This window comes from Cytobacillus sp. BC1816, from assembly GCF_051353635.1.
Lineage (GTDB): Bacteria > Bacillota > Bacilli > Bacillales > Cytobacillaceae > Cytobacillus > Cytobacillus oceanisediminis_C.
Genome location: NZ_CP195611.1, coordinates 3,000,820 through 3,024,822, shown reverse-complemented (window position 1 = coordinate 3,024,822; position 24,003 = coordinate 3,000,820). Strand labels below are relative to the sequence as shown.

24 protein-coding genes and 3 pseudogenes are annotated in these 24,003 nt (G+C 38.2%); 20 read left to right on the top strand and 7 right to left on the bottom strand.

Annotated features, from left to right (window positions below; translation table 11 throughout):
* Nucleotides 1–63: 63 nt before the first annotated feature.
* Nucleotides 64–576: a DUF3189 family protein gene (locus ACR42H_RS15465; RefSeq protein WP_113885196.1), complete on the bottom strand. Its 513-nt coding sequence runs from the start codon at nt 574–576 to the stop codon at nt 64–66.
* A gap of 294 nt (nt 577–870) precedes the next feature.
* On the opposite strand from ACR42H_RS15465, the gene ACR42H_RS15460 reads away from it, so the two are divergent.
* A complete protein-coding gene (locus tag ACR42H_RS15460; RefSeq protein WP_436371643.1) occupies nt 871–1,389 on the top strand; it encodes a YhcN/YlaJ family sporulation lipoprotein in 519 nt (172 codons plus the stop codon).
* Between the two features lie 71 nt (nt 1,390–1,460).
* Here ACR42H_RS15460 and ACR42H_RS15455 read toward each other — a convergent pair whose 3' ends face one another.
* Nucleotides 1,461–1,934 carry a hypothetical protein gene (locus tag ACR42H_RS15455; protein ID WP_436371641.1) on the bottom strand — a complete coding sequence of 158 codons (474 nt, stop codon included), beginning with the start codon at nt 1,932–1,934 and terminating at the stop codon, nt 1,461–1,463.
* Nucleotides 1,935–2,166: 232 nt separating this feature from the next.
* Here ACR42H_RS15455 and ACR42H_RS15450 point away from each other — a divergent pair.
* Nucleotides 2,167–2,490: pseudogene (locus ACR42H_RS15450) on the top strand (DinB family protein); the annotation flags it as partial.
* A gap of 592 nt (nt 2,491–3,082) precedes the next feature.
* Here the strand turns inward: ACR42H_RS15450 and ACR42H_RS15445 are convergent.
* A complete protein-coding gene (locus ACR42H_RS15445) occupies nt 3,083–3,214 on the bottom strand; it encodes a hypothetical protein (RefSeq protein ID WP_258549840.1) in 132 nt (43 codons plus the stop codon).
* 531 nt (nt 3,215–3,745) lie between these two features.
* Complete coding sequence (locus ACR42H_RS15440; RefSeq protein ID WP_113885199.1) at nt 3,746–3,904, bottom strand: aspartyl-phosphate phosphatase Spo0E family protein; 159 nt, start codon at nt 3,902–3,904, stop codon at nt 3,746–3,748.
* Nucleotides 3,905–4,329: 425 nt separating this feature from the next.
* On the opposite strand from ACR42H_RS15440, the gene ACR42H_RS15435 reads away from it, so the two are divergent.
* Nucleotides 4,330–4,491, top strand: a complete 162-nt coding sequence (locus ACR42H_RS15435; RefSeq protein WP_436371639.1) for a hypothetical protein — start codon at nt 4,330–4,332, stop codon at nt 4,489–4,491.
* Between the two features lie 160 nt (nt 4,492–4,651).
* Here the strand turns inward: ACR42H_RS15435 and ACR42H_RS15430 are convergent, their stop codons facing one another.
* Nucleotides 4,652–5,017 carry a winged helix-turn-helix transcriptional regulator gene (locus ACR42H_RS15430; protein WP_113885200.1) on the bottom strand — a complete coding sequence of 122 codons (366 nt, stop codon included), beginning with the start codon at nt 5,015–5,017 and terminating at the stop codon, nt 4,652–4,654.
* Between the two features lie 211 nt (nt 5,018–5,228).
* On the opposite strand from ACR42H_RS15430, the gene hxlA reads away from it, so the two are divergent.
* The 17 genes and pseudogenes from hxlA to ACR42H_RS15345 all read left to right on the top strand — a co-directional run bounded on the left by hxlA (nt 5,229) and on the right by ACR42H_RS15345 (nt 21,532).
* The gene (hxlA, locus tag ACR42H_RS15425) at nt 5,229–5,861 is read left to right on the top strand and encodes a 3-hexulose-6-phosphate synthase (protein WP_113885201.1); all 633 of its coding nucleotides are present in this window, start codon (nt 5,229–5,231) and stop codon (nt 5,859–5,861) included.
* Between the two features lie 5 nt (nt 5,862–5,866).
* Nucleotides 5,867–6,424, top strand: a complete 558-nt coding sequence (gene hxlB / locus ACR42H_RS15420) for a 6-phospho-3-hexuloisomerase (RefSeq protein ID WP_436371636.1) — start codon at nt 5,867–5,869, stop codon at nt 6,422–6,424.
* Between the two features lie 499 nt (nt 6,425–6,923).
* Nucleotides 6,924–7,196 carry a Na-translocating system protein MpsC family protein gene (locus tag ACR42H_RS15415; RefSeq protein WP_436371634.1) on the top strand — a complete coding sequence of 91 codons (273 nt, stop codon included), beginning with the start codon at nt 6,924–6,926 and terminating at the stop codon, nt 7,194–7,196.
* Between the two features lie 238 nt (nt 7,197–7,434).
* Nucleotides 7,435–7,637 (top strand): annotated as a pseudogene (locus tag ACR42H_RS15410) (N-acetylmuramoyl-L-alanine amidase); the annotation flags it as partial.
* 112 nt (nt 7,638–7,749) lie between these two features.
* Entirely contained in the window at nt 7,750–8,229 is a 480-nt protein-coding gene (locus tag ACR42H_RS15405) for an ArsR/SmtB family transcription factor (protein ID WP_436371632.1), read from the top strand.
* A 21-nt stretch (nt 8,230–8,250) separates the two neighbouring features.
* Nucleotides 8,251–8,748: pseudogene (locus tag ACR42H_RS15400) on the top strand (SRPBCC family protein).
* Between the two features lie 342 nt (nt 8,749–9,090).
* Entirely contained in the window at nt 9,091–9,792 is a 702-nt protein-coding gene (locus ACR42H_RS15395; protein ID WP_436371630.1) for a FadR/GntR family transcriptional regulator, read from the top strand.
* 33 nt (nt 9,793–9,825) lie between these two features.
* Complete coding sequence (gene kdgD / locus ACR42H_RS15390; RefSeq protein WP_436371628.1) at nt 9,826–10,755, top strand: 5-dehydro-4-deoxyglucarate dehydratase; 930 nt, start codon at nt 9,826–9,828, stop codon at nt 10,753–10,755.
* A 52-nt stretch (nt 10,756–10,807) separates the two neighbouring features.
* A complete protein-coding gene (gene gucD, locus ACR42H_RS15385) occupies nt 10,808–12,271 on the top strand; it encodes an alpha-ketoglutaric semialdehyde dehydrogenase GucD (RefSeq protein ID WP_436371626.1) in 1,464 nt (487 codons plus the stop codon).
* A gap of 125 nt (nt 12,272–12,396) precedes the next feature.
* A complete protein-coding gene (locus tag ACR42H_RS15380) occupies nt 12,397–13,452 on the top strand; it encodes a tripartite tricarboxylate transporter substrate-binding protein (RefSeq protein ID WP_436371624.1) in 1,056 nt (351 codons plus the stop codon).
* Between the two features lie 69 nt (nt 13,453–13,521).
* Nucleotides 13,522–13,932: a tripartite tricarboxylate transporter TctB family protein gene (locus ACR42H_RS15375; protein ID WP_436371622.1), complete on the top strand. Its 411-nt coding sequence runs from the start codon at nt 13,522–13,524 to the stop codon at nt 13,930–13,932.
* A 16-nt stretch (nt 13,933–13,948) separates the two neighbouring features.
* A complete protein-coding gene (locus ACR42H_RS15370; RefSeq protein WP_436371620.1) occupies nt 13,949–15,463 on the top strand; it encodes a tripartite tricarboxylate transporter permease in 1,515 nt (504 codons plus the stop codon).
* Between the two features lie 33 nt (nt 15,464–15,496).
* Complete coding sequence (gudD, locus tag ACR42H_RS15365; protein ID WP_436371618.1) at nt 15,497–16,846, top strand: glucarate dehydratase; 1,350 nt, start codon at nt 15,497–15,499, stop codon at nt 16,844–16,846.
* Between the two features lie 259 nt (nt 16,847–17,105).
* A complete protein-coding gene (locus tag ACR42H_RS15360; protein WP_436371616.1) occupies nt 17,106–18,125 on the top strand; it encodes a 2-hydroxyacid dehydrogenase in 1,020 nt (339 codons plus the stop codon).
* Nucleotides 18,126–18,280: 155 nt separating this feature from the next.
* Complete coding sequence (locus ACR42H_RS15355; protein ID WP_436371614.1) at nt 18,281–19,027, top strand: SDR family NAD(P)-dependent oxidoreductase; 747 nt, start codon at nt 18,281–18,283, stop codon at nt 19,025–19,027.
* Nucleotides 19,028–19,388: 361 nt separating this feature from the next.
* Nucleotides 19,389–19,589 (top strand): hypothetical protein, encoded by a 201-nt coding sequence (locus ACR42H_RS15350; RefSeq protein ID WP_436371613.1) that lies wholly within the window; start codon nt 19,389–19,391, stop codon nt 19,587–19,589.
* 179 nt (nt 19,590–19,768) lie between these two features.
* On the top strand, nt 19,769–21,532 hold the full coding sequence (locus ACR42H_RS15345) for a Rieske (2Fe-2S) protein (RefSeq protein ID WP_436371612.1): 1,764 nt from the start codon (nt 19,769–19,771) through the stop codon (nt 21,530–21,532).
* Between the two features lie 454 nt (nt 21,533–21,986).
* Here the strand turns inward: ACR42H_RS15345 and ACR42H_RS15340 are convergent, their stop codons facing one another.
* On the bottom strand, nt 21,987–23,090 hold the full coding sequence (locus ACR42H_RS15340; protein WP_436376957.1) for a GerAB/ArcD/ProY family transporter: 1,104 nt from the start codon (nt 23,088–23,090) through the stop codon (nt 21,987–21,989).
* 751 nt (nt 23,091–23,841) lie between these two features.
* The gene (locus ACR42H_RS15335; protein ID WP_436371610.1) at nt 23,842–23,979 is read right to left on the bottom strand and encodes a hypothetical protein; all 138 of its coding nucleotides are present in this window, start codon (nt 23,977–23,979) and stop codon (nt 23,842–23,844) included.
* Nucleotides 23,980–24,003 lie beyond the last annotated feature (24 nt).

Sequence of the window (24,003 nt, the reverse complement as noted above, 5' to 3'; positions counted from 1 at the left end):
AAATGAAGTAAAATAAACGTCCAATTTAAGCCCACCCGTTCCCCAGGGTGGGTTTAACATTTTTTATGCTTGGTATTCCTTATTCTCAATATTTACAATCGATTTGTTTGATTCCTTCGCAATCCTCTTTGTCTCATTCACTAATTGTGTGATATTCCCACAACACTTTTGTGCACCATTTACAAGAAGAGGGACTCCAATAACATCAACTCCTAATCCTCGGGAGAAGAAGCCTCCTAAAGTCATTGCAAAAGGTACAACAGGAGAGGTATTTGAGAGGACAACTTTCTCTTCCATCAGTTTATTGCTGTTTAACATTTCACAAAAGTTATGTAGAGATTTAACAGCAATTTTTGAAGATCGCCTGCCAAGTGTGTAAACCTGATTTCCTTCGTCATCTTCCCCATGAAAAATAAACTTTCCGGCGTCTTTCTTTTTTAACTTGTTAAAGTAAGGAACATCAAGTATTTCATCTTTGCTAGGTACAGTATTTGATTCACTTAAAATGTTAAGGTGATAGGCAGCAGCTAAAGAAGTAGTATGTGTGCCGCCAAAATCATGATAAATGTAAATCAAAATTTTCACTCCCAATGACTTTATGTACTTGTATAAGAAAGGAATATCTATTCGAAAGAAAGTTTAGGCAAGATACCTTCAAATAATTATTTGAAGGTAACAGACACTAAGAAAGGAACTTGAATAAATCGCTTCTTTTAGTATTTTGTTCTTTGGATACCTTTAAAATTCATTTTTGAAGATTTAATATTACATGTTTGTGTAAAGTGTATTCATTATAAAATTTAATTACCATACATACTTGTAATAAATTTGTCCAACATATACTTGAAAATAATTTTAGGAGTGATAATTGTGAAAAAGGTTACATATTTGGCATTAGCTTTTTTACCAATTCCTTTATTATTTGGTTGTGCAGCCAACCAAAACAACGAAGCGGTGGATAATGGTGATAACAATGGAGTTAGAAACGTTCAATACAGACAGAATGATATGAACATTTTAGATACTCGAAACGGTGTTGACCGTAATAATGATAACAAAATGAAGGTGGCAAATGAGGCGGCTGATAGAATTTCAGAACTCAAAGAAGTAGAAACAGCAAATGTTATTGTTACCAATAGAAATGCCTATGTTGCAGTTGTTTTGCGTGATGGGGCAAAAGGAGACGTAACAGATCGTTTAGAAAATAAGATAGCAGACAAAGTAAGGGGCACAGATAAAGATATTCAAAATGTATTTGTATCATCAAATCCAGACTTTGTAGAGCGAATGAAGGATTATGGAAACCGAATTAATGAAGGGGATCCGATAGAAGGTTTATTCGAAGAATTTACTGAAACAGTTCGAAGAGTATTTCCAAATGCTCGTTAATTAAGAATAATAAAAAGCTCTTCGCTTCTCAATCGAGAGGAGCTTTTTATTATTCAAGGGAAAATTTTTTACTAAATAAGAGAAGGATTATTCCTTTTTTCAAAAAGGTATTGAAATCCATATAATATGGGTGCTTTATAAAAAATATAAAGGAAAAATTGCCAATGATTTAATCGATCTAATGTAGCAACTTTTAATTTTTTCATTAAACTTAAATGTGGAAATGCAAAGAAAAAATCTATAATAGCATTAAGCAATATAAAACGTTTAAAATTTCCATAAGTCAATTTTAATATCCACATGGAACCAACTAAATGCGGCCCGATGTTGAAAGGGAGTTCTCCTGAAACGTATGATTTTGGGTTGTTATAAAAAAACCACCACTTATACTTTTTACCAAATTGAACATTTATTCCCTCTAAAATCACTATAAGGATTGAAGCAGGTAAAAACCTTTTAACATTCCTAATCCCTAGAAAAGGTATTGTCGACCATGCAAGTAAGATCATTATTATATTAATGGTCCATTGCTTCTTTAAAGACATATTATTTTGTCCCCCCTTATCCTTCTTAGAATGCTCCCGACTATTTTAAAGTATCCAAGCTTATGACAGGAAAAAATCATAAAAGATCTAGAGAAGCATCTTTATTTTCGATAAAACAGCCGGTACCTATTTATAAAGTAAAAATGCTTATGATATTTTGCACAATGAGAGCTGCTTACTTTTTGGTGAAATACTCCTTATTAGATACCTAATTTTAAAGGAGAAGATGTTAATGAAACGAACTGACCTGCTATTAAGAATGCTCGATACTATGTACGATAATGAGAGTTGGTATGCGCCTATCAAACCTGCAATAGAAGAGCTCACCGCAGAACAAGCTAGGTGGAGACCAACAGGAGACACAACAAAATCAATTTGGGAAAATGTTAATCATTTTATTTACTATAAAGAAAGACTTGCAGCAAATTTAGAAGGCCGTGAATTGCCACTAAATCTCGATGGTGATGAAACTTTCTAGCTAACGATACAATCAAATAATGAGAAAGAATGGATTGGAGTCGTTGAACGCGCGGAAATGGTTCAACGCAACCTACGCCCTAAAAGGTCAAATCATTGCTCTATAACAGGGCGAGGAGATGGAGTTTTTTCAGAGAAAAAGAACGGCTGCTGATTCAGAAGAATAACAAGTTCAAAGGCGTTTGTAATTATCAGGGATCAGGCTTTTCTGGCGTTGCTTTTCATCTGAATGAAAAAGGTCGATTTGGCGGATTAGATATCTTTGTAGCAAGTAAAGACCGGTGGCAGGATGCTGGGGCTTGAATGAAAGAAAAGAGAAACAAAAAAGGCCATTAATGGGCCGAAGAGTGTGCTGAAGAAGAATCACTCTTAATAAGGAGTTAATACATCTATATGCTTGACCTAATTAATAGGTGAATGTTTATGAGCCTGCTTATAAATAATCAAAAGTCCCCTGAAAGGGAACTAGTTGGAGTGAAACCTACAAGAGCTTATACACTATATGTATATCTAAGAATAAGGTTTAAATTTTTAAGTTAACAAATGAGCAAAGGAGTGAAATAGATGGTATTCATAGATGTGAGAATGCTAAAAATATCCAAATTTTGTCTTAAAAGGAGAAATAAGTGTTTGCGATAAATGATGCATAGAAACTAAATAAGCAGCCAGTTTCATTTTCCTTTTTTTTCGGCTCTAAAAGTCCAAGCAACTACTAAGAGCCAAAAAGCTGTTAATATACTTGGAACACCAAGTGTTGCGAAAAATACATTTTTTAAAGTGTATTGATCAATCCAATTGAGCATGGTATCACCTTCTTCAGTAAGTGAGCAAGGGCCTAATTGAGGTGATGGAAAATTAGTGGATTGACCTTGCTCGTGCAGATAGTATGTCCAGGTAAAAATGCTTTATACACTCCTGACACGAAATAAGATTTAGAGGGTGGGGAAATGTAACATCAATTATCTAATTTCCAAACCGTATAAGAGTGGAATATGAGAAAGAAATATTCAAAAGGCATCAAAGTGGAGGAATACTAACAAAGGAAAACTTTAAATATGTATTACGGACCATCGAAAGATGATGGAGCTTGAAATGCACTTAAATACTGAAACTGACTTCTTCTATACATGAATTTCATTGAGAATGAATGGGGAATTGACAAAAATTCATTGACTACTTAATTAAAGACAATCTCGCATCTGCAACTGGTTTTTTATTAAATCCAAGTTTTTTAATGTATAGTTGGATAATTAGTACGAAACAAAATGATAGAGGAGTTAAGAAATAAAAAAATCCCCTAATCGGGGTCAAAAATATGAGTTCTTTAAATGTTATTACTTACATTTGGATTGGAACCTAAAAATTAGTTCGTCCAACATCTGACTATTTTTTATAGTCTCAGGATGTTTCAATCCTTTTTTGATACCAGTTTCAATGAGTACTTTTCTTAAAAATTGAATCTTTTTATTAAGCTCTCGGCAGAAATTACACATTAATTCGCTCCTTTAATTGATAAAAGTCCAGGAACAATTATTACAGATGAATGGGAATTTATGAATCTTTTCGACAAAACTTGTCTCAAATCGACAAGAAATTAATAAAAAAAGTGGAATCAGTAAATTAAAAAAGAGTAACAACCGTTACTCCTAAATGAAGAATTCATAAAAATTCAAATAAAAAATTAAATAAATCAAAATAGCAAGACCGATAAAACAAAAGAATCCGATTAATTTATTGGTAAAATTCTTTGATATACCGATTCGATTTAAGAGTGTGGAACTAGGCAAAAAACTAACATTGTTACAAACAATGAGGCAATCGCAAGTGCTAAGCCATTTATTATGCTGTTGTTCGCTTTATACATTAAAAAACCCTTTTTTATAAAAGGTTTAAAATCTTCCACGAGGATGCATAAAATATGAGTGAAACGATTGAGATTTCGGACATTACCGTTGAACTTGATGAAAGCGGAGACAGAAGAGCTTATATTGGTGATTTTAAAGAGCCAGTATATTACGGTATGCGGCCGGAGCATGATCTTCAGCAGCCGCAATTCCTCCATTATCGTAAACAGAATTGATTATGCGATGTAATTCTTCCCCCCCATGACCTCCAACAATTAATACAACATCATACATAGCATTCGACTGGTTACTTTAGGCATTTAGTAAATGTGCTGATTCGATAAAGAAGCGCTCAAAGATAATAACTTAAAGCTCACCATTTTGGCGAGCTTTAAGTTATTTCGCTGAATTGATTTTTACTGTATCTTTTTCAAAAGTTGTTTTCATGTAATCTTTGCCCCATTCGTACATAGCGTCAAGGATTGGCATTAAGCTTAATCCCTGCTCTGTCAGGGAATATTCCACTTTTGGAGGAACAACAGGATATACTTTACGGGAAATAATTTTGTCTTCTTCCAGTTCACGTAATTGGTTCACTAACATTCTCTGCGTGATCCCTGGAATGAGCGCCTTTAATTCACCGAAGCGCTTTGTTCCTTCTTTACCTAAATGCCATAAGATAATCATTTTCCACTTTCCGCCGATTACAGATAGGGTCAATTCCTTTTCACAATTAAACATTTTACCATCCAAACGGGACAATCTAATCACCTCATCCCCAATTATACCTCATGGTATACTTTTTGGCACTATGTAAATAAATTGTGCGTACTTACATAAATTTGTTATAACTACTATAATATTTTCTACACAGTGACCTTTATTCTATTTGCCTAACATTAACATGCAAAAAATCAAATGAAATAGAGATTTTTAAACTGTGCATCAATTTTTATTATAGAGGAGTGGCATAATGGAATTACAACTAGCATTAGACCTAGTTAACATCCCGGAAGCAATAGAACTAATCACAGAGGTTGAAGAACACATCGATGTTGTAGAAATCGGCACACCCGTTGTGATCAATGAAGGACTTCGCGCTGTAAAAGAAATCAAAGAAGCCTTCCCTAATTTAAAGGTACTTGCAGATCTTAAAATTATGGATGCTGCTGGATATGAAGTTATGAAAGCATCAGAAGCTGGTGCAGATATTATAACGATTTTAGGCGCTGCTGAAGACGAGTCCATTAAGGGTGCTGTAAAAGAGGCGAAAAAGCAAGGAAAAAAAATCCTGGTAGATATGATTGCAGTAAAAGACATCGAAGGAAGAGCTAAAGAATTGGATGCCCTTGGTGTTGACTTTATATGCGTTCATACAGGCTACGATTTACAGGCTGTCGGCCAGAACTCTTTTGAAGATCTAAGAGCCATTAAAAGCGTAGTTAGAAATGCAAAAACAGCTATTGCTGGCGGCATTAAGCTAGAAACACTTCCAGAAGTGGTAAAAGCAGCCCCTGACCTTATTATTGTTGGTGGGGGCATTACAGGACAAGCTGATAAAAAAACTACTACTGCAAAAATGCAGGAAATGATACATCAAGGATAAAGACAATGCAAACAACGAATTTTATGGAAACAATCCTTGACGAGCTCCAAATGGCAGCTGGCTATATATCGAATCAAGAGGCGGAAGAGCTAGTCAATAAGATTCTTGAATCTAAAAAAATATTTGTGGCAGGTGCTGGCAGATCAGGGCTTATGGCAAGATCTTTTGTGATGCGACTGATGCATGTGGGTCTTGAAGCTTATGTTGTCGGCGAAACGGTAACACCCAATTTTGAAAACAAAGACACCCTGATTATCTGTTCTGGATCAGGGGAAACAAAAAGCCTTGTTTCCATTGCTGAAAAAGCAAAGAATATTGGTGGAACAATCTTAGTTATTACAACGTCTCCTGAATCAAGGATTGGACAGTTGGCAGATCGGACCATCAAAATGCCTGGATCTCCAAAGGACCAAGCAAAGGGTGACTACAGGACGATTCAACCGATGGGTTCATTGTTTGAACAAACACTGCTATTGTTCTACGATGCAACGATTTTACGAATCATGGATAAAAAAGAACTGGATACAACTAAAATGTATGGCAAACATGCCAATCTTGAATAAAAGTTACTTTATCTGAGATGGGAAGACTAAAGAAGGCTGAGAGGTGACGAGTAAAAGCTCTTTTCAGTCTTCTTTTTCTTTATGGTTAAGCCAAATATATACTTTACGAAGGGCATGGAGAATGCAATCTGTTAGTCTGGAAAATAGGATTGGTCAACCAGAAATATTTTCATTTCTAGTTGACCTTATAATACGAACGGGCGCTATAGTTGAATACGGTCTTTATGGTCAGCGTTTGCGGTAGTATAAATGACCCTTCTCGAAGGAAGGGCACTTATTTTTTACTTTTCTACAGAAAGAATGATGACCAGGAAACGTAAAAAAGAGTGGATTGTGCTTTTTACATGAGAGTGTGCGTAGCAACTGAATGTTTATCACTAGAGGAGAAAATCCAGTTTGCTTTTGTGAATTCTAAAATGGCATTATGGTGGTAGCCGTACACTGTTTATATAATAAAACAATTTAAAGAGCAAATGACTAACGGCTGTAAAAAAACGGTATGAATATTCGAATAATACAAATTAACGCTTTTATAAACCTGATTAAAAAAGTGCCCAACCCCTTGGTATACATGGTGTTGGGCATTTTTAAAATTATATCATATTTAACGTTAAGAAGGATTAACGTTTATTTTGTGAAAGGCAATCTGACTAATACAGAAAAATTTATGATTGAATCAAGTGAAGGTCATCAGATGGTTTATGAGGCAAGGACAACATTAGTAAAAAGAATCGATGAAGATTCGGCTGAAGTGAAGAAGTTGGAGAATTAGTCCAGGCGAAGCTTGTCAGCTTTAATGTGGATATCAATATAGCTATGGATACTGCCATGACTGTTTTTATTTTTGACAAAGAAATTAAAGTTTATTAAAAATAATGGCAACAAATTATCGTGATTAGAATGAATAAAGGATACTTTAATGGAGAGTAAGTATAGGCAAGAGGATTAGAAAATAGCTGTCTTTTTGGAGGCTTTTTCTTAAGATATTTTAACTCTTGAATATGATATATATTTCAATACGCAAGAGTCGTACAGTGGATCAAACAGTATCTTTGTCAGAGTGTACGAGTGCTGAAAATGCATAGGGGGCTGAATTCTTTTTGTCAGTCCATTTAACGCTGGAGGGGGAAACGGGTATGAAGATTATGTTTATCCAGGAGTTTGGGCACCAACTACAACATATCAAAACAATATCCATGCAGAGGTGAATCAACGCTTATTAGTATTTCTCTCTCTCTCTGTTATCTTTATGGGGAATATTAGTATTTTAATAACAATTTAATGCATCATTTAATTTAGCTGCAACAGATGATCAAAGTTCCCTTTTGAGTAAGGGTGGTGAAAGAATCGTCTTAACTATTATTCAACAATCGGGCTATATTAAAGGAGAAAAAAATAAGTTAAAGGTTTTATATTTAACCAAATGGTTTAATGTGAATATTATATCTGCTATATTTAACTACATGGTTAACCATAATAATGATAATTTAAATAAAATATTTCATGCTTTAGCTGATTCAACAAGAAGAGAAATGGTTCATATGATGGCGCAAAAAGAAAGGACAGTGTCTGAATTAGCAGAGCCTTTTGATATGTCCCTTGCTGGGATTTCAAAGCATATTAAGGTTCTTGAGGGAGCAAATTTAGTAGAAAGGAGTATAAATGGAAGAACTCACATTTGCCGCTTAAATACTGAATCATTATCCCAAGCAACGGAATGGCTCCTTTTTTATGAGAAATATTGGAGCAATCGTCTTAATCTTCTGGAAAGTGAGTTATTGAAAGCTAAAATGAAAGAACACTAAAATTAAAGGAAGGGGAATTTTATGAATAAAATCTCAACTAAAACTTTAACTATGAGAAGAGAATTTAATGTAAAACCTGAAAGATTTTTTGACGCATGGTTGAATCCTCTAATGATGAAAAAATGGTTTTTTACCTTAGAAGGGACGAACAAGGTCGCACAGAATGACCCCAAAGTAGGAGGGGGTTGGGAGATCGTGGATCATAGAGAGGGTAATGACAATCGAGCAGTAGGAGAGTATCTTGAAATTGATCCTCCAAAAAAATTGGTATTTACTTTTAAGATGCCTCAATTTAGTGATTTAGAAGATATAGTTACTGTCGAGATAAAAGAAATTTCTACAGGTTGAGAAATGACTTTTACCCAGCTCATACACGTTGCTCGAGAAGAAAGCTGGACAAAAGCAGACATTGAAAGGGCTCTAGGGGAGTATCATGATCAGTCTGAACATGGTTGGAACTTAATGTTTATGGGACTTAAAGAACTAGTTGAAAGTGGATATATCAGCTATAAAGGTTGATCAGGGCGGATAAAACTGACAAGAATTACAATATTCTGATAAGACTAAGCAGATAACGGTTGAGAAACAAAGTAAAGAGGATGTTCAGGAAGCTAGATTAACGATACTTATTAAACTGGCAACATTCCAACTTCGGTTGGGATGTTGCTTATTTATTTTAGTGGATATTATTAGTGACTTTTAGCAAGACAACTATTTATTGATAACTCAATTGAATTGGATCCGTCCCTTAATAATTGCTTGTTTAATAATTAGAAAATTTAATTTATTAGATTGACATACTAATTTATTTGTCTTACAATTTTAAAAAAAGACAATACTTTTTGAAAGGAGTGGGTAAGCGTGGATGAGAAAGCAAGTAAATTAAAAATGCAATCAGTTAAAAGAAAATCATTATCCAATCAGGTAATCGATCAAATTATTGATTTACTTATGTCTGGGAAGCTGCACCCCGGGGATAAACTCCCTACGGAGATGGAATTAATGGAGATGTTGTTTGTAAGCAGACCTGTTTTAAGAGAGGCGCTTAGTTCGCTTGAAACAATCGGGATTATCCACCGTAAAACGAGGGAAGGGACATTCCTATCAGATAAAATTGGAAGCCAGCCGTATCGCATTATGTTAGCGCTTGCAGCCGGGGATATAAAAGCCATTTTAGAAACACGGCTTTCGCAAGAACTGGGACTGGTCACGTTAGCTGCAGAGAAAATTTCTGAGCTGGAGTTAAAGAAATTAAAAGAGACCATTCTCATTATGGAGGATTCAGAGGGTGATTATACCGAGGCAGATCGTGAATTCCATCGAATCATCGCCCGCAGTGCCAGTAATTATATGCTGGAAGGTTTAATTGACCCTTTGCTGAATATGTATGACAAAATTTTGGAAAACATCTCATATGAAAATCGAAACAAAGAAATCACTGTTCAACAGCACAAAGATATTTATGCTGCTCTAGAAAAAAGAGATCCAGTTGAATCGTATTTAAGTATGTACCGTCACCTTGATTATGTAAGGAAAAAAACTTTAAAAAGTATAGAAGAATAGAAACCGACAATAAAATGGAGAGGAAGAGATAGCATGGAGAAGACTAGAAAGGCTCCAAAGGGAATACTGGGTTTTCCTGTTACACCATTTAAAGAAAATGGAAGCATCGATGAAAAAGGTTTGGCTCGAAACATTCATTTTTTACTTGAGGAAGGATTGGAAGCCATCTTTGTCTCATGTGGTGCTGGGGAATATAACTCCCTCAGCTCTAAAGAATTTGAATCCACAGTTGAATTAGCGGCATCAGAAGTGAAAGGCAAGGTTCCGGTTTATACCGGAGTCGGCGGTAATTTATCAGAATCATTAGAAAAGGCTGAAATATCTGCTAGATGTAATGCTGATGGATACCTCATTTTACCTCCATATTTAATAGAAGGAGAACAAGAAGGTATTTATGAATACTATAAAACTATTGTTCGCAGCACAGATCTAGATGCTATAGTCTATCAGCGGGCGAATGCCGTTCTGCAGCTGGAACATTTACAAAAGCTGGTCGAATTCCCTCAGGTAGTAGGGGTAAAAGATGGCATTGGAAATATGGATCTGAATGTCGAACTAACACAAACAATTGGTGATAAAATTGGCTGGTTAAACGGAATGCCGATGGCCGAAGTAACCCACCCTGCCTATTTGCCTTTAGGATTTGATTCTTACTCATCTGCTATATCAAATTATATTCCGCATATTTCAAGAATGTTTTACGAGGCGCTTCTAGACAATAACCAGCAACTTGTTCAAGAACTCTATCAAGATGTGATTCTGCCAATCAATCGAATTCGAAAACAAAGAAAAGGCTATGCTGTTGCACTGATTAAGGCAGGAATGGAAATTGCAGGATTACCTGTTTCCAAATCAGTTAGACCACCTGTGACTCCTGTGGAAAAAGAACACTTCAGGCAACTGGAAAAAATTATAAAGAATGCTCTTGAAAAATATCCAAGAAACACAAAAACATTAGCATAATAGGGACGGTTCAGGCCCAGAAATTAGGAATGACAAATAGGAGGGATTTGAAATGGCAGTTCAAACAGAACAGAAGCATTATTTGAATTACATAAATGGAAAGTGGAAATCTTCTAGCAAAAATGAAGTAATCAAAATAAGCAACCCTGCCAATGTAGATGATGTGGTCGGTTATGTTCAAAGCTCTACCTCAGAAGATCTGAATCATGCAGTTGCTGCCGCTAAATTAGCCCAAAAGAAATGGAAGAAACTATCTGGGGATCAACGTGGAAAGTATCTTTATAAAGCAGCCGATATTCTTGAGACCAGATTGGATGAAGTGGCAGAATGTATGACCAGAGAGATGGGGAAAACATTACCGGAAGCTAAAGGTGAAACAGCACGAGGAGTTGCGATTCTACGTTACTATGCAGGAGAGGGGATGAGAAAGGTAGGAGATGTGATTCCTTCTACAGACAGTGGGGCGCTTATGTTTACAACTAGAGTGCCATTGGGAGTTGTAGGGGTCATTACTCCTTGGAACTTCCCTGTAGCGATCCCAATCTGGAAGATGGCACCTGCCTTAATATATGGAAATTCTGTTGTCATCAAGCCTGCAACTGAAACAGCCGTTACCTGTGCTAAAATCATTGAATGCTTTGCCGAGGCAGAAATTCCTGAAGGCGTTATCAACTTGGTAACAGGGTCTGGTTCAGTCATTGGTCAAGGGTTGGCGGATCATCCTGATGTAAACGGTGTAACCTTTACGGGATCTAACGGAGTAGGTAAGAAAATTGGTCAGGCAGTCTTATCCCGCGGCGGGAAATATCAACTCGAGATGGGTGGGAAAAATCCTGTCATCGTAGCAGCTGATGCAGATCTTGACCTGGCTGTTGAAGCAACCATAAGTGGAGGATTGCGATCTACTGGCCAAAAGTGTACTGCCACGAGCCGAGTGATTGTTCAAAGTGACATTTATGATGTGTTCAAAGAAAAACTTCTTGCCAAGGTAAAGGAAATCACTGTCGGTGATGGACGAGAAGATGGAAATTGGATGGGCCCAAGTGCGAGTGAAGGACAATTACAGACGGTCCTTTCTTACATTCAAAAGGGGAAAGAAGAAGGAGCAGCCTTACTTTATGGCGGTGAAAGGTTGACTGGTCCCGAGTATGACAAGGGATATTTTGTACAGCCAACCGTTTTTGACGCCGTGACTTCAGAAATGACCATTGCTCAAGAAGAAATATTCGGCCCTGTATTAGCCTTAATGAAGGCAGATTCACTTGACGAAGCGCTAAAACTTGCAAACGATGTACAGTATGGATTAAGTGCGTCCATATTTACAACGAATATACAAAAAATGCTTACCTTTATTGAAGAAATGGATGCTGGACTTGTCAGAATAAACGCGGAAAGCGCGGGTGTCGAGCTGCAAGCACCATTTGGAGGCATGAAGCAATCCAGCTCTCATTCGCGTGAACAGGGGCAGGCCGCAATCGAATTCTTTACTTCTATTAAAACTGTTTTTGTTAAGTAATCAAATGGAGGGGGAGCATAGACTCCCCTCTCTCAAAACATCGGATTTGTAAGCGCTTTAGAAGACCTTCTATGGCAGATCATTGTGGGTAAATGCTGACAAAAAATAAGTTGAGGGGTGTGTTTATGAAAAAATTTTTATCTGTCCTGGTTGTCGCCTTTCTATTAATGATAACAGCTGCATGTGGGAACCAAACGGGTGGAACAGAAGCAGAAGCCAGTAAAGAAGGAGCAGTTGATTTATCCAGAGTAAGGGTGCTGATTGGATCCACTTCAAATGGCGGAGATACCTACCAGATTGCAGACCTGATTAGCAGGAATATAGAAAAAACGTTAGATACGAATATGAAAGTAGATGCAGTGGGAAGCGAAAGAGCTTTTAATGAATTAACGAAGTCAAAAAATGACGGAAGCGAAGTGATGTTCTTCCATGATATGGCGTATTTAGGAGTAGAATACGGCAGCTTTGGAGATGAACATGAATTAGAGAATTGGACAATTGGACCAGTGGTTGCAACCAACCCGGGAAATGCGTTCTTAGCGAAAGCAGATGCCCCCTTCAACACAATGGCGGATTCAGCTGAATGGTTAAAGGATAATCCATATGAGACGGTTACCGTTGCCATTGAAGCTGGGGGAGTATCGCAAATTGGCTTTGACGGATATTATTTATGGGTGAAGGAAGAGTATGGCCAGGAAGTTGCGGATCGTATTAAAGTTTACGTGACTGGTTCACAGAAGGATAAGGATCAAGCACTATGGGATGGGAATGTTGATATTATTCATGGTTCAATCGGTTCCAACAATGAGTACACAAAGGAAGGCGTAGAAGACAAGATTAAGATGAAGTTTTTAGGGCTGACAGCTGGAGAAAGAGTAGAAGGTTATGATATCCCTACTTTTGCGGAACAGGGAATTAAGGTAAATGGGAAAGAATTTGTATTCGATAAAGAATTCTTCTTTATCCTGCCGAAGGATATTGATCCCAATTTTGTAGATGCTTTGGATAAAGCTGTTGCGGAAGCAGTGGAAAATGAAGATTATCAAAGCGATTTATTGAAAAGTGCATATTTAGCAAATTACGTCCCAGCCGATCAATCAGAAGATTATCTGTTGGAAAAGAGAGAAACATTGCGTTATATCATAAGTAATGCACCAAGCTTGGATGATATAGCAAAATAACTTCACTTTACCGTAAGGCTGTCTAAACAAGGCAGCCTTGCTGTTCTAAATATCCACTAAAGAAGGAAGGTGGCAGTATTGAAAGACCTGCTAACGATTGAAATGACCTATAGTGAATACCATCTCATCTTTCCAAGACTGGTGTTTAAGATTCTTATCTTTCTGATAATCGTGATGTTTCTCCTTCATCTTGGGAAGCGGATAAAGACTGGGAATTTTACATTTAAACCAAAATTCTTTAAGGGAAATTATGATAAACAAAAGTTTTTTGGAACGATTCTTTTACTCATAGGTTATGTCTTTTTACTTGAGATTATTGGGTTTTTAGCTTCAAGTATCTTATTTATGTTTGTAATCATGCTATTATTTGTTGGAAATTTAAAAAGGAAATCAATCATTGTCTCTGTCTTAAACTCTGTTGTGACTTCCTTTGCGATTTGGTATTTGTTTGGGACAGTTTTTAATATTACTTTACCGTAGAGGCAGGTGAATTTATATGGATATCTTAGAATTATTTACACCCGTGACCATTCTGTTCTGTTTTGCAGGTGTCTTTGTCGGAATCATCTTCGGAGCGATTCCGGGAATGACAGCCACGATGGCAATCGCAATTTTTCTGCCAATTACTTATACGTTAGATATGATTGATTCGATTGCTTTATTGCTCGGTTTATATGTTGGCGGAATTAGCGGTGGATTAGTACCGGCAATTCTATTGAATATTCCAGGTACTCCCTCTTCGCTTTGTACCACCTTTGATGGCTACCCGATGACACAGAAAGGGGAAGGGGAGAAAGCTTTAAAAATAGGAATTACAGCTTCATTAATAGGCGGGATTATCAGTTTACTCATTTTATATTTCTTTACACCAGTTCTGGCCTCTTTCGCCATTAAATTTTCATCCGTTGAAAAATTCTTAATTATTGTTTTTGCCCTAACCGTGATAGCATCCATTTCCAAAGGAAGCTTGCTTGGCGGAATCTTCAGCGGTTTCTTTGGAGTATATATCAGCTTAATTGGAACGTTCCCTGATAATCATGAATTGCGGCTTGTTCCACCAGGCTTGGAAGAAGATTTACTTTACGGTTTCTCCCTTCTGCCGGCCTTAATTGGATTATTTGCGATTACGCAAATATTAGAAGAAGCGGAAAGCGGAATGAAGGTTTCTGCTCATCAAAAGTTTAAATTTCAAAAAGACAATGAAAAGAAGTTTTCTTTTAAAGTTTTTAATAGTCAAAAAATGAATACGATTAGATCCTCAATCATTGGTACTTTCATAGGGATTCTTCCGGGTGTTGGAGGAAGTGCCGCTTCTATTACAGCTTATTCACAGGCGAAGAACTTCTCGAAAAACCCTGAAAAGCTGGGAAAGGGAGAGGCGGAGGGACTCATTGCCAGTGAGGCATCCAACAATGGATTAACTGGCGGTGCATTAATTCCATTATTATCGATGGGGATTCCCGGAGACAGTACAACCGCTGTCTTAGTTGGAGCATTTTTATTGCAAGGGATTCAAGTAGGCCCTTTATTCATAAGTTCCAATCCAGATTTGTGGAATGGAATCATATACGGATTGCTCATTGCAAATGTGTTTATGTTTCTTCTTATGTTTTTCACTATCAAATATTTTTCGAAAATTGTATATATTCCAAAATCAGTTATCTATCCAATCATCATAGTAATGTGTGTGGTTGGCTCATATGCCATCAATAATGGTGTTTTGTTTGATGTTTGGACACTATTATTGTTCGGATTGGCAGGATATATATTTGTGAAAATTGGGATTCAGGTGATTCCATTTTTAATTGGCTTTATCTTAGGAAAAGACCTGGAAAAGTATTTTATAGATAGCTTAAAGAGCAGCAGCGGTGACCTCATGATTTTCTTTACAAAAGGGCCGATTGCTCTTGTCATTTGGGGCCTTATTGTGGCGTCTCTTATCTATGCATTCTTGGATTACCGTAAAACGAAAAGGGCAGACGCTGATGATTCTGTCACGTTATCAAACTAAGCTGATAGTTTAATAGAACAGGAGAGTGTACAAATGGTAACCGCTTTGAAAACAAAATATAATACTCCAGTCATCGTAGATTTGTCCGTGATTCCAATTGCAGGTCATGATAGTATGCTTTTAAATTTAAGCGGGGCGCATGGTCCCTATTTTACAAGAAATGTAGTGATTATAAAGGATAGCAGCGGAAACGTTGGAGTCGGGGAAGTTCCTGGCGGAGAAGGAATACGGAAAACATTAGAAGATTCTAAAGCGTTATTAATGGGTGCATCAATTGGGAACTATAATAATCTCTTAAATAAGGTGAGAAAGACGTTTGGAGAAAAGGATTCCGGCGGCCGCGGCCAGCAAACCTTTGATATGAGAATTACGATTCATGCGGTAACCGCATTAGAGGCTGCCTTACTGGATTTATTAGGTCAATATTTAGGCGTCCCTGTTGCTGCATTGCTTGGTGAGGGACAGCAAAGAACAGAAGTTGAGATGCTGGGGTATTTATTTTATATCGGCGATCGCAATAGAACAGATTTGCCGTATCTAAGTGATCCTGATGCAGATAATGACTGGTTTCGTCTGCGCCATGAAGAGGCTCTTACACCAGAGGCAATCGTCAGGCTGGCTGAAGCAGCATATGAGCGGTATGGATTTCGCGATTTTAAATTGAAGGGCGGCGTTTTAAGCGGGGATGAAGAGATTGAGGCAGTGACAGCTCTGGCCGAACGTTTTCCGCAAGCTCGGATCACTTTAGATCCAAACGGAGCTTGGTCATTAGAAGAGGCCATTAGAATTTGCAGGGATAAACATGATGTTCTAGCTTATGCTGAAGATCCTTGTGGAGCTGAGGATGGATATTCAGCCCGAGAGGTGATGGCTGAATTTAGAAGGGCAACCGGATTGCAAACCGCTACAAATATGATTGCCACTGATTGGCGGCAGATGGGGCATACTATTCAATTACAAGCAGTTGATATTCCTTTAGCCGATCCTCATTTTTGGACTATGCAAGGTTCGGTCCGTGTTGCTCAGATGTGTGCGGAATGGGGATTAACATGGGGTTCTCATTCTAATAATCATTTTGATATTTCATTGGCGATGTTTACCCATGTTGCGGCTGCTGCACCTGGAAACATTACTGCCATTGATACTCATTGGATTTGGCAGGATGGCCAGCAGCTGACAAAAGAGCCTTTCCAAATTGTTGAAGGTAAAATTACCGTTCCAAAAAAGCCTGGTTTAGGAATTGAAATCGATATGGATAAAATTGAACATGCACATGAGGTATATAAAAAGAAAGGGCTTGGGGCAAGGGATGACTCCGCTGCAATGCAATATTTGATACCTGGATGGAAATTTGATAATAAACGGCCATGCTTAGTTCGCTGAGAAAAAATAAGAGGATGGGGATTGCTTGTATTTAGGCAGTAAATAAAAATAATTGCGTTCTTGCAGATTGCAGGGGCGCTTTCCTTTATTACAGGATAGTGGAAGAAAGCGAAGGAAGGAAAGTTGTGTATACAGTATGATCATTACAAGTGAATGGATTAAATCGAAGCCGTACGGATGAAAAAAATGGGAAATAGTCAGATAAAAGGTTTTTTATATAAAAGAATTTAATCTATACTGAACGGGAAGAAGGAATCATATGAAATCAAAGGTCATCGTCTATCAGAAAACATTTGAACAAGTATTAGAGATGCTTCACGACAAGTATGAAGTGGTTTATTTTGAAGGCGTCAATTCTGCTAATCAATCTGAATTTTATTTTCATTTAAAAGATGCGCAGGCATTATTAGGGGCAGGGATGAAAATTGATAAGGAGCTATTGGATCATGCCCCCAACTTAAAAGTTGTCAGTAATATCTCCGTTGGGTATGACAATTTAAATATTCCGGAGCTAACGAAAAGAAAAATCATGGCGACTAATACCCCAGGAGTCCTTAATGATACGGTTGCCGATGCAATATTTGGATTAATGCTAACAGCAGCACGAAGAATTTCGGAATTAGATCAGTTTGTCAAAAGCGGAGAATGGAAAGCCAAAATAAAAGAAGAGTATTTTGGTGTGGATGTTCATCATAAAACACTAGGAATTATCGGAATGGGTGGGATTGGTTCAGTAATTGCCCAGAGGGCCCACAATGGATTTGATATGAAAGTTTTATATCATACCCGATCCCGTAAAGGTGAAGCAGAGGATTTATATAATGCTGAATACCGAACTTTAGAGGAACTGTTAAAGGAATCTGATTTTGTATGTAACATGGCACCTCTCACCACACACACTGAAAAATTAATTGGGGAAAGAGAATTCGGCTTGATGAAAAAGACTGCAATCTTTGTAAATGGGTCCCGTGGTGCAGTGATTGATGAGAAAGCTTTATACAATTCTCTGAAAGAAAAACGCATTTTAGCAGCTGGCTTGGATGTTTATCAACATGAACCGATTAATCTGGATCATCCGCTTTTGAAACTGCCTAATGTGGTTACCTTGCCGCATATAGGATCTGCCACTGTTGAGACTCGCCTCAAAATGGGTCTGCTAGCGGCGAATTCTCTTATTGAAAGATTAAATGGAAAGCGTCCTGCTACCTTAATCAACGAAATGGTTAAGGGGACAACACTTCATTCTAACGAGTATAAACTTTGTAGCGAATACGTATAGAATATATTGATATTGTAATTTGGGGATAACTGAAAAGGTCAATAGTCTTAGAGGAATATGGGTTCCCTAGTAAGGTTTAATTGAATAAGCATTAGAGGGAACGAATTTTTTTATTTAAATAAATGGCATGATTGTTAATAAGGAGGTACATTATAATGACAAAACAAATGAAGCGTTTTGAAAACAAGGTGGCGCTCGTTACAGGCGGGCGTTCGGGGATTGGCCGGGCCATCGCCCGCCGGCTGCGCGACGAAGGAGCAATTGTGATCACCGCACAGCGCGGCGAGGACGATGAACTTGATTGGATTGCGGCAGATTTCTCCGATCCGCATACACCGGAGCAGATCATTAAAGAGGTCATCACGCGTACTGGGCGGCTCGATGTACTGATCAACAACGCGGGCATGATGCTTGAATCCTCAATCGAAGATATGAGTCTTGAAGATTGGCAACGCAACCTCAACGTGAACTTGACTGCCCCCTTCCTGCTGATCCGTGCGGCGCTACCTTACCTCCGCAAGACGCGAGGCAGCATCGTTAATACCGGATCGATTGAGGGATTGGCCGCCAACCCCGGTCATGCGGCCTACTGTGCCTCGAAGGCCGGGCTTCACGGGCTGACCCGTTCGGTGGCAATTGACCATGGCCATGAAGGCATACGCTGCAATGCGGTGGCGCCCGGCTGGATCGACACAGATCTAAACCTCGACTTCATCGAAAGCTCACCTGATTCAGAAGCATTCAGACGCAACATTGGGCGCATACACCCCGTAGCTCGCGCGGGCTCACCCGAAGAAGTGGCAGCGCTCGTGGCCTTTCTCGCAGCTGATGAGGCAGGATTTATTACTGGGCAGGTCTATACAGTGGATGGGGGTAGGATGGCCAAGTTAAGCCTTCCTTAAACAATGGTTTCATATCGCATTGCCTGCCCTGGATTCTATAAATTTTAATATAAAGATAAAATAAACAAAGATTGTGAAGAACTATTTAAACAAAAGGGGCTTTCCTCAAATAGGGAAGCTCTTTTTCATATGAAACAAAAGCCTTTCGAAAGACTGAGAATTCGTTCCTATAATTAATGATTATGTAAAAAAATTTGTATTCAGTATTCATGTGATGTGATAAAAGGAAAGTAATGAATGTGTTACTGCGAAATCAAATGGACATAACTGCTTATCAACATAAATATTTTCGTTTATCTTGTTCGCCAACACTTGGGAATACCTCCAGCCTTATTATGACAAAACTTACGACCAAATCCAGGTGCATGCAGAATTAATTAAAACCCCTGAAGATACTCTTTTTAACTATTTTAGTATTTTGCGTGAAGCCTCTAGTATTGGAGGGCAAAGCTGCGGATCTATTGATCATGACCGAATTCCGGTTCCACTTGCCAATAGAGCCTTAAATCCTGGGGAGTTTGAAAGTTTTGCAGTTATAACAATAATTAAAACAGTTTGTTGAATTTAAGTTAATCCATCTCTTTTAGGGTTTATCTATCAGCCTTTTGGATGAGAAAAGTCCACACTAATGAAGGATTACTGTATTCCATCAATAATATAAAGTAATAGATAACAATTTTTGTACGCCCTCTATCCTTATTTAGAGGGTCCATTGAAATTTCATTTTTGGGAGTGATATCATTGTCAGAATTGATTTATGCGGGTTCATTAAAGACGCTTGAAGATGAAGGTGCAAAGGTAATTAAAGGTGGAAGTCATGCAATTGCAGTATTTGTTTACGAAAAACAAGTCTATGCGGTGGATAACCGTTGTCCGCATATGGGCTTTCCCCTAAATACAGGAAGCCTATGTGATGGGATTTTGACGTGTCACTGGCATCATGCTCGCTTTGATATAAAAAGCGGTGGAACCTTGGATCCATGGGCAGATGATGTCCCTACTTATCCTGTCGAGATTAAGGAAAAAGAGGTTTGGGTTTACCCGGTTCCTTTTAATAAGGTGACAATCGGAAAATTGAGGCAGCGATTACGTGACGGCCTAGAGCAAAATATTAGTCTTGTCATAGCAAAATCGGTTGTCGGATTGATGGAAGCTGGTTTTCCAGCGACTGAGATTGCAAAGATCGGCGTCGACTTCGGAACTGCACATCGGAGGCTCGGATGGGGATCGGGATTAACCATTTTAACAGCCATGACAAATGTATTGCCTAAATTGGATAAAACCGGACAGGTTTTAGCGCTGTTCCAAGGCCTGGTTCATGTTGCACGGGAAAGTTCTGGAATGGGAACACGCTTTTTACTTGGATCTCTTCCTGTATCAAATGAAAAGAATACCCAATCATTCGAACAATTATCAGAATGGTATCGTCATTGTGTGGAGGTGCGTGATTCACAGGGAGCTGAGCGGGTCCTATTGACAGGGATAGAATTGGGATTCTCGAACGAGCAGCTTGCTGACATGATGATGACAGCGGTCACGGATCATTTTTATGTAAATACAGGTCATACTCTTGATTTTCATAATAAAGCATTCGAGATTTTAAATCAGATTGGTTTTAAGCATCGGCCCTATGTATTGTCATCATTGTTACCTGGTATCGGTGATGTATCCCGCAGTGAGGAATCCCATAGCTGGCAATCACCTGTGAACTTGGTCAAACCATTAATGGAGGCGTTCCCGAAATTACCTGATATCCTTGCTAATGTTTCATCACGAGGCGACGCTGATATAGATGAAGCAGTATTGGTTGAACAAATTTTAGCAGATGACCCTATAAAAACGGTAAATATGATGGTGGATGCACTAAAAAACGGCGTCACTCCTTCCCGTTTGGCCCAGATCGTAACTTTAGCGGCTGCTGACCGGATTTCCCGTTTCCATGTACAAAATGATTTCAGGGATTGGATTACTGTGCTTCATACTTTTACTCACGCACATGCAGTACATGAATCGTTACGCCGCTCTACTACACCAGAATTGACCCGGGCTGTTTTCCATGGAGCAATGAGTGTGTATCTTGATCGTTTTCTCAATACACCATCTGCAAGAAGGCCAGAACCAAAGGACGTGGAAACTGAACCGCAGAATCCTTCAGAATTATTGGAGATGATGAATCAACAACAACAGGTTGCAGAATCAGCAAGATGGGTAGTGAATTACCTGGCACGCGGCGGCGACAAAAGTGAACTCTTCAATACACTCGGGCACGCTTTATTAAGAGAGGATGCAGAGTTTCATTCATTTCAAATGTATGAAGCAGCAATGATCGAACATGATCATTGGGAAAAAGAGGATTCCGAGCTTGCCAGATATGCACAGGAAACATTGATCCTCGCAGTAACACGTTATCTAGCAGGCCATGCCCCAACTGCTAGAGAAATGCCACATACAGCACAAATTGCAATGCGCCTCCACCGGGGAGAAAAATTATTTGAAGATGATTGATCGATCGAGGACTATTCCTGCTTTACAGCAAAAAATAAGCTGCGGACAAGGCACAGAATTGCAAGCAGGCAATAAGCCGGCAAGCCCGCCCAGGCGATGATCAAGATTTTAAACAGACTATAATTGTTATTTTATATAATAAAGAAAAAAGCCGATTTTCCTTTTTCTAAATAAGATAATCGGCTTTTTTTATGAAGGAATTTACTTACAGTTAGCATTAATATATTGCAGTTCGAAGGATTGGATGCAAAAATAGATAGTCTGCTTGATGAAATACCTGTGTACCGCAAATGTTTGCGATAAAAGGTGTGGGCAGGGATACTATTGCCGGCTTCTTTGCGAAAGTAGGGATTTAAGCGATTACACCATCTCCGGGAAATTATTAAGCTTGCCGGTTTAAGCTTAATAGAAAATACATCCGGCAAGCAGCAGAACCACATTAAGATAAACCTTTTCATTTCTTTATCACCTTCTTTTTTACCCTCTTGGCAATCATGACGGCGGTAAAGAGCAAGGGGATATAAATGAATGTAAAGCCAAATCCTACTTTCCCAAAGAAGTCATTAACCATACTAATCCTTTCGCGCGTATTAATAAAGTTAATTACTATTAATAAAGCACTGACAACAAAAAACACTCCGATCTTTTGTCTAATATTAAAGATCCTCTTGATAAGTCTAGAAGAAATCCAAATGGCAATACACACATTTGGAAGCATAATCAAGTTCCAGTTTGCAATTCCAATATATTCGAAACGTTCCACAAAAGGCATTTCAACAATTTTCCACATAGTCAAAGTGGGCCAGACCTGTTTAGCAAGCAGATCTTCCGAATAATAGGCAAACGTAATGACTGCTAAAATTGTATATATCAAGGTAGTGGTAAAAACAGCAAGGTGGGCCCACTTTTTGGATTTCTTTGGTTCTTTTATAAAAGGATAAATGAACGGAATAATCTCAAAACCGATGAAGGTAAGCGACATATTGTAGGAACCGATGAGAAGTTCCTTTACTGAATGATCCCAAATAGGGAGGAGATTATAGAAATTTGAGAATTTAATGGCCCAGCCAAATGTCAAAAGGAGATAAGCCGGCAATACCAGGCCGAAAAAGGCTATACCGACTACCGTTCTGAATCCTCCAAAAATGATATAAGTACAGAGCATCATGAATCCAAAGGAGAACCAGAAAGTGCTAAGCTCCGGAAACATCCACACTTGAATGACCTCGATAAATGTTCGTACTATAGCTAAGACGTACAAAAAAAAGTAGCCTGTGAAAATGGAGCTGATTGCTTTGCCGATCAAATTGCCTGTAAGGTACTTATGGGCTGTCACAAAATCTCCATCAACCGTTTCAGCAATTTTATAAATCATCCAAATGATGATATGTATGCATCCCCCGGCAAATAAGATGGAAATCCATGCATCATAGCCTGCAGCCTTTGCGATGACTCTCTGATAGCCAAGAACCCCAATGCCAATTTGCATGGACATTATTAAATAAAACACTAGAAATGGAGATATCTTCAATCTGTCTGGTATTGGCTGCTCCTGTATCTGGTTCACCTCCGTTTCATGATTGGTAAATTGACTGCTGTAAAACCGGGTTCCCGTTCCCGCGTTATTCATTTCCTTTTTCTCTTGTGCTTTTTCTTGCTAAAGGAGATAGGAATTTTAGTTCGCAAAAGAGTGGCCCCTTGGATTACATTTGAAACGGAAGCCAGATAATTGCATCTTTCCTATCTGTAGCCTTTGGCGGATATAGATGCTTAAGTTCTGGTTCAATCGTCGACATGACGTAGCCAATTAAAATTTTTTGTTCGATTAATGAAGGGTCATCACGTGCACATCTGTAACAGGTACAGCTGTTTAATGTTCGCGATTTCCCGGAATTCCTCTTCCAGAAGATATACCATACTGGATCATATTTTCAACAATTAAAGTGGTTAAGAAAGTGAGTCCAACGCACATTTGTTTATTTGTTGTAGTAAAAATTTTTGGGATTAAAATAGGATTTTTCCCATACCTCATGCTGGACATCCTCTTTCACCTTTTATTAACCAATTCCTCATAAGTAAACCACCATTATTTTCTGCATTACTCTTAATGTTGCCGGTTTTGGAAAACTTATGAATGGAAGGCAGTAAAAAAAGGAATGTGTGGCGGTAAGGCAGTTATATAGGAGAAATAATCTGGGCAAATAAAAAAGGAAGTTGGTATAGTTTCCTTTAGCATGTTAACTCAACTGGAGATTCTGTATCTTTGTGGGTGGAACGGGATTCTAATTCCTCAGCTTCTTATGAAATTATTAATACATAGCAATAAAAATAATGCTAAAACCAATGATAAATCCAACTGCACGCAAATAAAGTTTCTTCAGATCCACTTGCATTAGAGTCTTATCGATTCTTCCTCCAGTCAGGTGGGTATCATAAGCGGGCAGCATCGGTAACAAGCAAGGGGAGAAAAA

Excerpts from the sequence above, each read along its gene's own strand:
- ACR42H_RS15455 (WP_436371641.1), bottom strand. The coding sequence starts at position 1,934 with ATGTCTTTAAAGAAGCAATGGACCATTAATATAATAATGATCTTACTT.
- ACR42H_RS15445 (WP_258549840.1), bottom strand. The coding sequence starts at position 3,214 with ATGCTCAATTGGATTGATCAATACACTTTAAAAAATGTATTTTTCGCA.
- ACR42H_RS15440 (WP_113885199.1), bottom strand. The coding sequence starts at position 3,904 with ATGTGTAATTTCTGCCGAGAGCTTAATAAAAAGATTCAATTTTTAAGA.
- ACR42H_RS15435 (WP_436371639.1), top strand. The coding sequence starts at position 4,330 with ATGAGTGAAACGATTGAGATTTCGGACATTACCGTTGAACTTGATGAA.
- hxlA (WP_113885201.1), top strand. The coding sequence starts at position 5,229 with ATGGAATTACAACTAGCATTAGACCTAGTTAACATCCCGGAAGCAATA.
- hxlB (WP_436371636.1), top strand. The coding sequence starts at position 5,867 with ATGCAAACAACGAATTTTATGGAAACAATCCTTGACGAGCTCCAAATG.
- ACR42H_RS15415 (WP_436371634.1), top strand. The coding sequence starts at position 6,924 with ATGAATATTCGAATAATACAAATTAACGCTTTTATAAACCTGATTAAA.
- kdgD (WP_436371628.1), top strand. The coding sequence starts at position 9,826 with ATGGAGAAGACTAGAAAGGCTCCAAAGGGAATACTGGGTTTTCCTGTT.
- gucD (WP_436371626.1), top strand. The coding sequence starts at position 10,808 with ATGGCAGTTCAAACAGAACAGAAGCATTATTTGAATTACATAAATGGA.
- ACR42H_RS15380 (WP_436371624.1), top strand. The coding sequence starts at position 12,397 with ATGAAAAAATTTTTATCTGTCCTGGTTGTCGCCTTTCTATTAATGATA.
- ACR42H_RS15370 (WP_436371620.1), top strand. The coding sequence starts at position 13,949 with ATGGATATCTTAGAATTATTTACACCCGTGACCATTCTGTTCTGTTTT.
- gudD (WP_436371618.1), top strand. The coding sequence starts at position 15,497 with ATGGTAACCGCTTTGAAAACAAAATATAATACTCCAGTCATCGTAGAT.
- ACR42H_RS15360 (WP_436371616.1), top strand. The coding sequence starts at position 17,106 with ATGAAATCAAAGGTCATCGTCTATCAGAAAACATTTGAACAAGTATTA.
- ACR42H_RS15355 (WP_436371614.1), top strand. The coding sequence starts at position 18,281 with ATGACAAAACAAATGAAGCGTTTTGAAAACAAGGTGGCGCTCGTTACA.
- ACR42H_RS15335 (WP_436371610.1), bottom strand. The coding sequence starts at position 23,979 with ATGCTGCCCGCTTATGATACCCACCTGACTGGAGGAAGAATCGATAAG.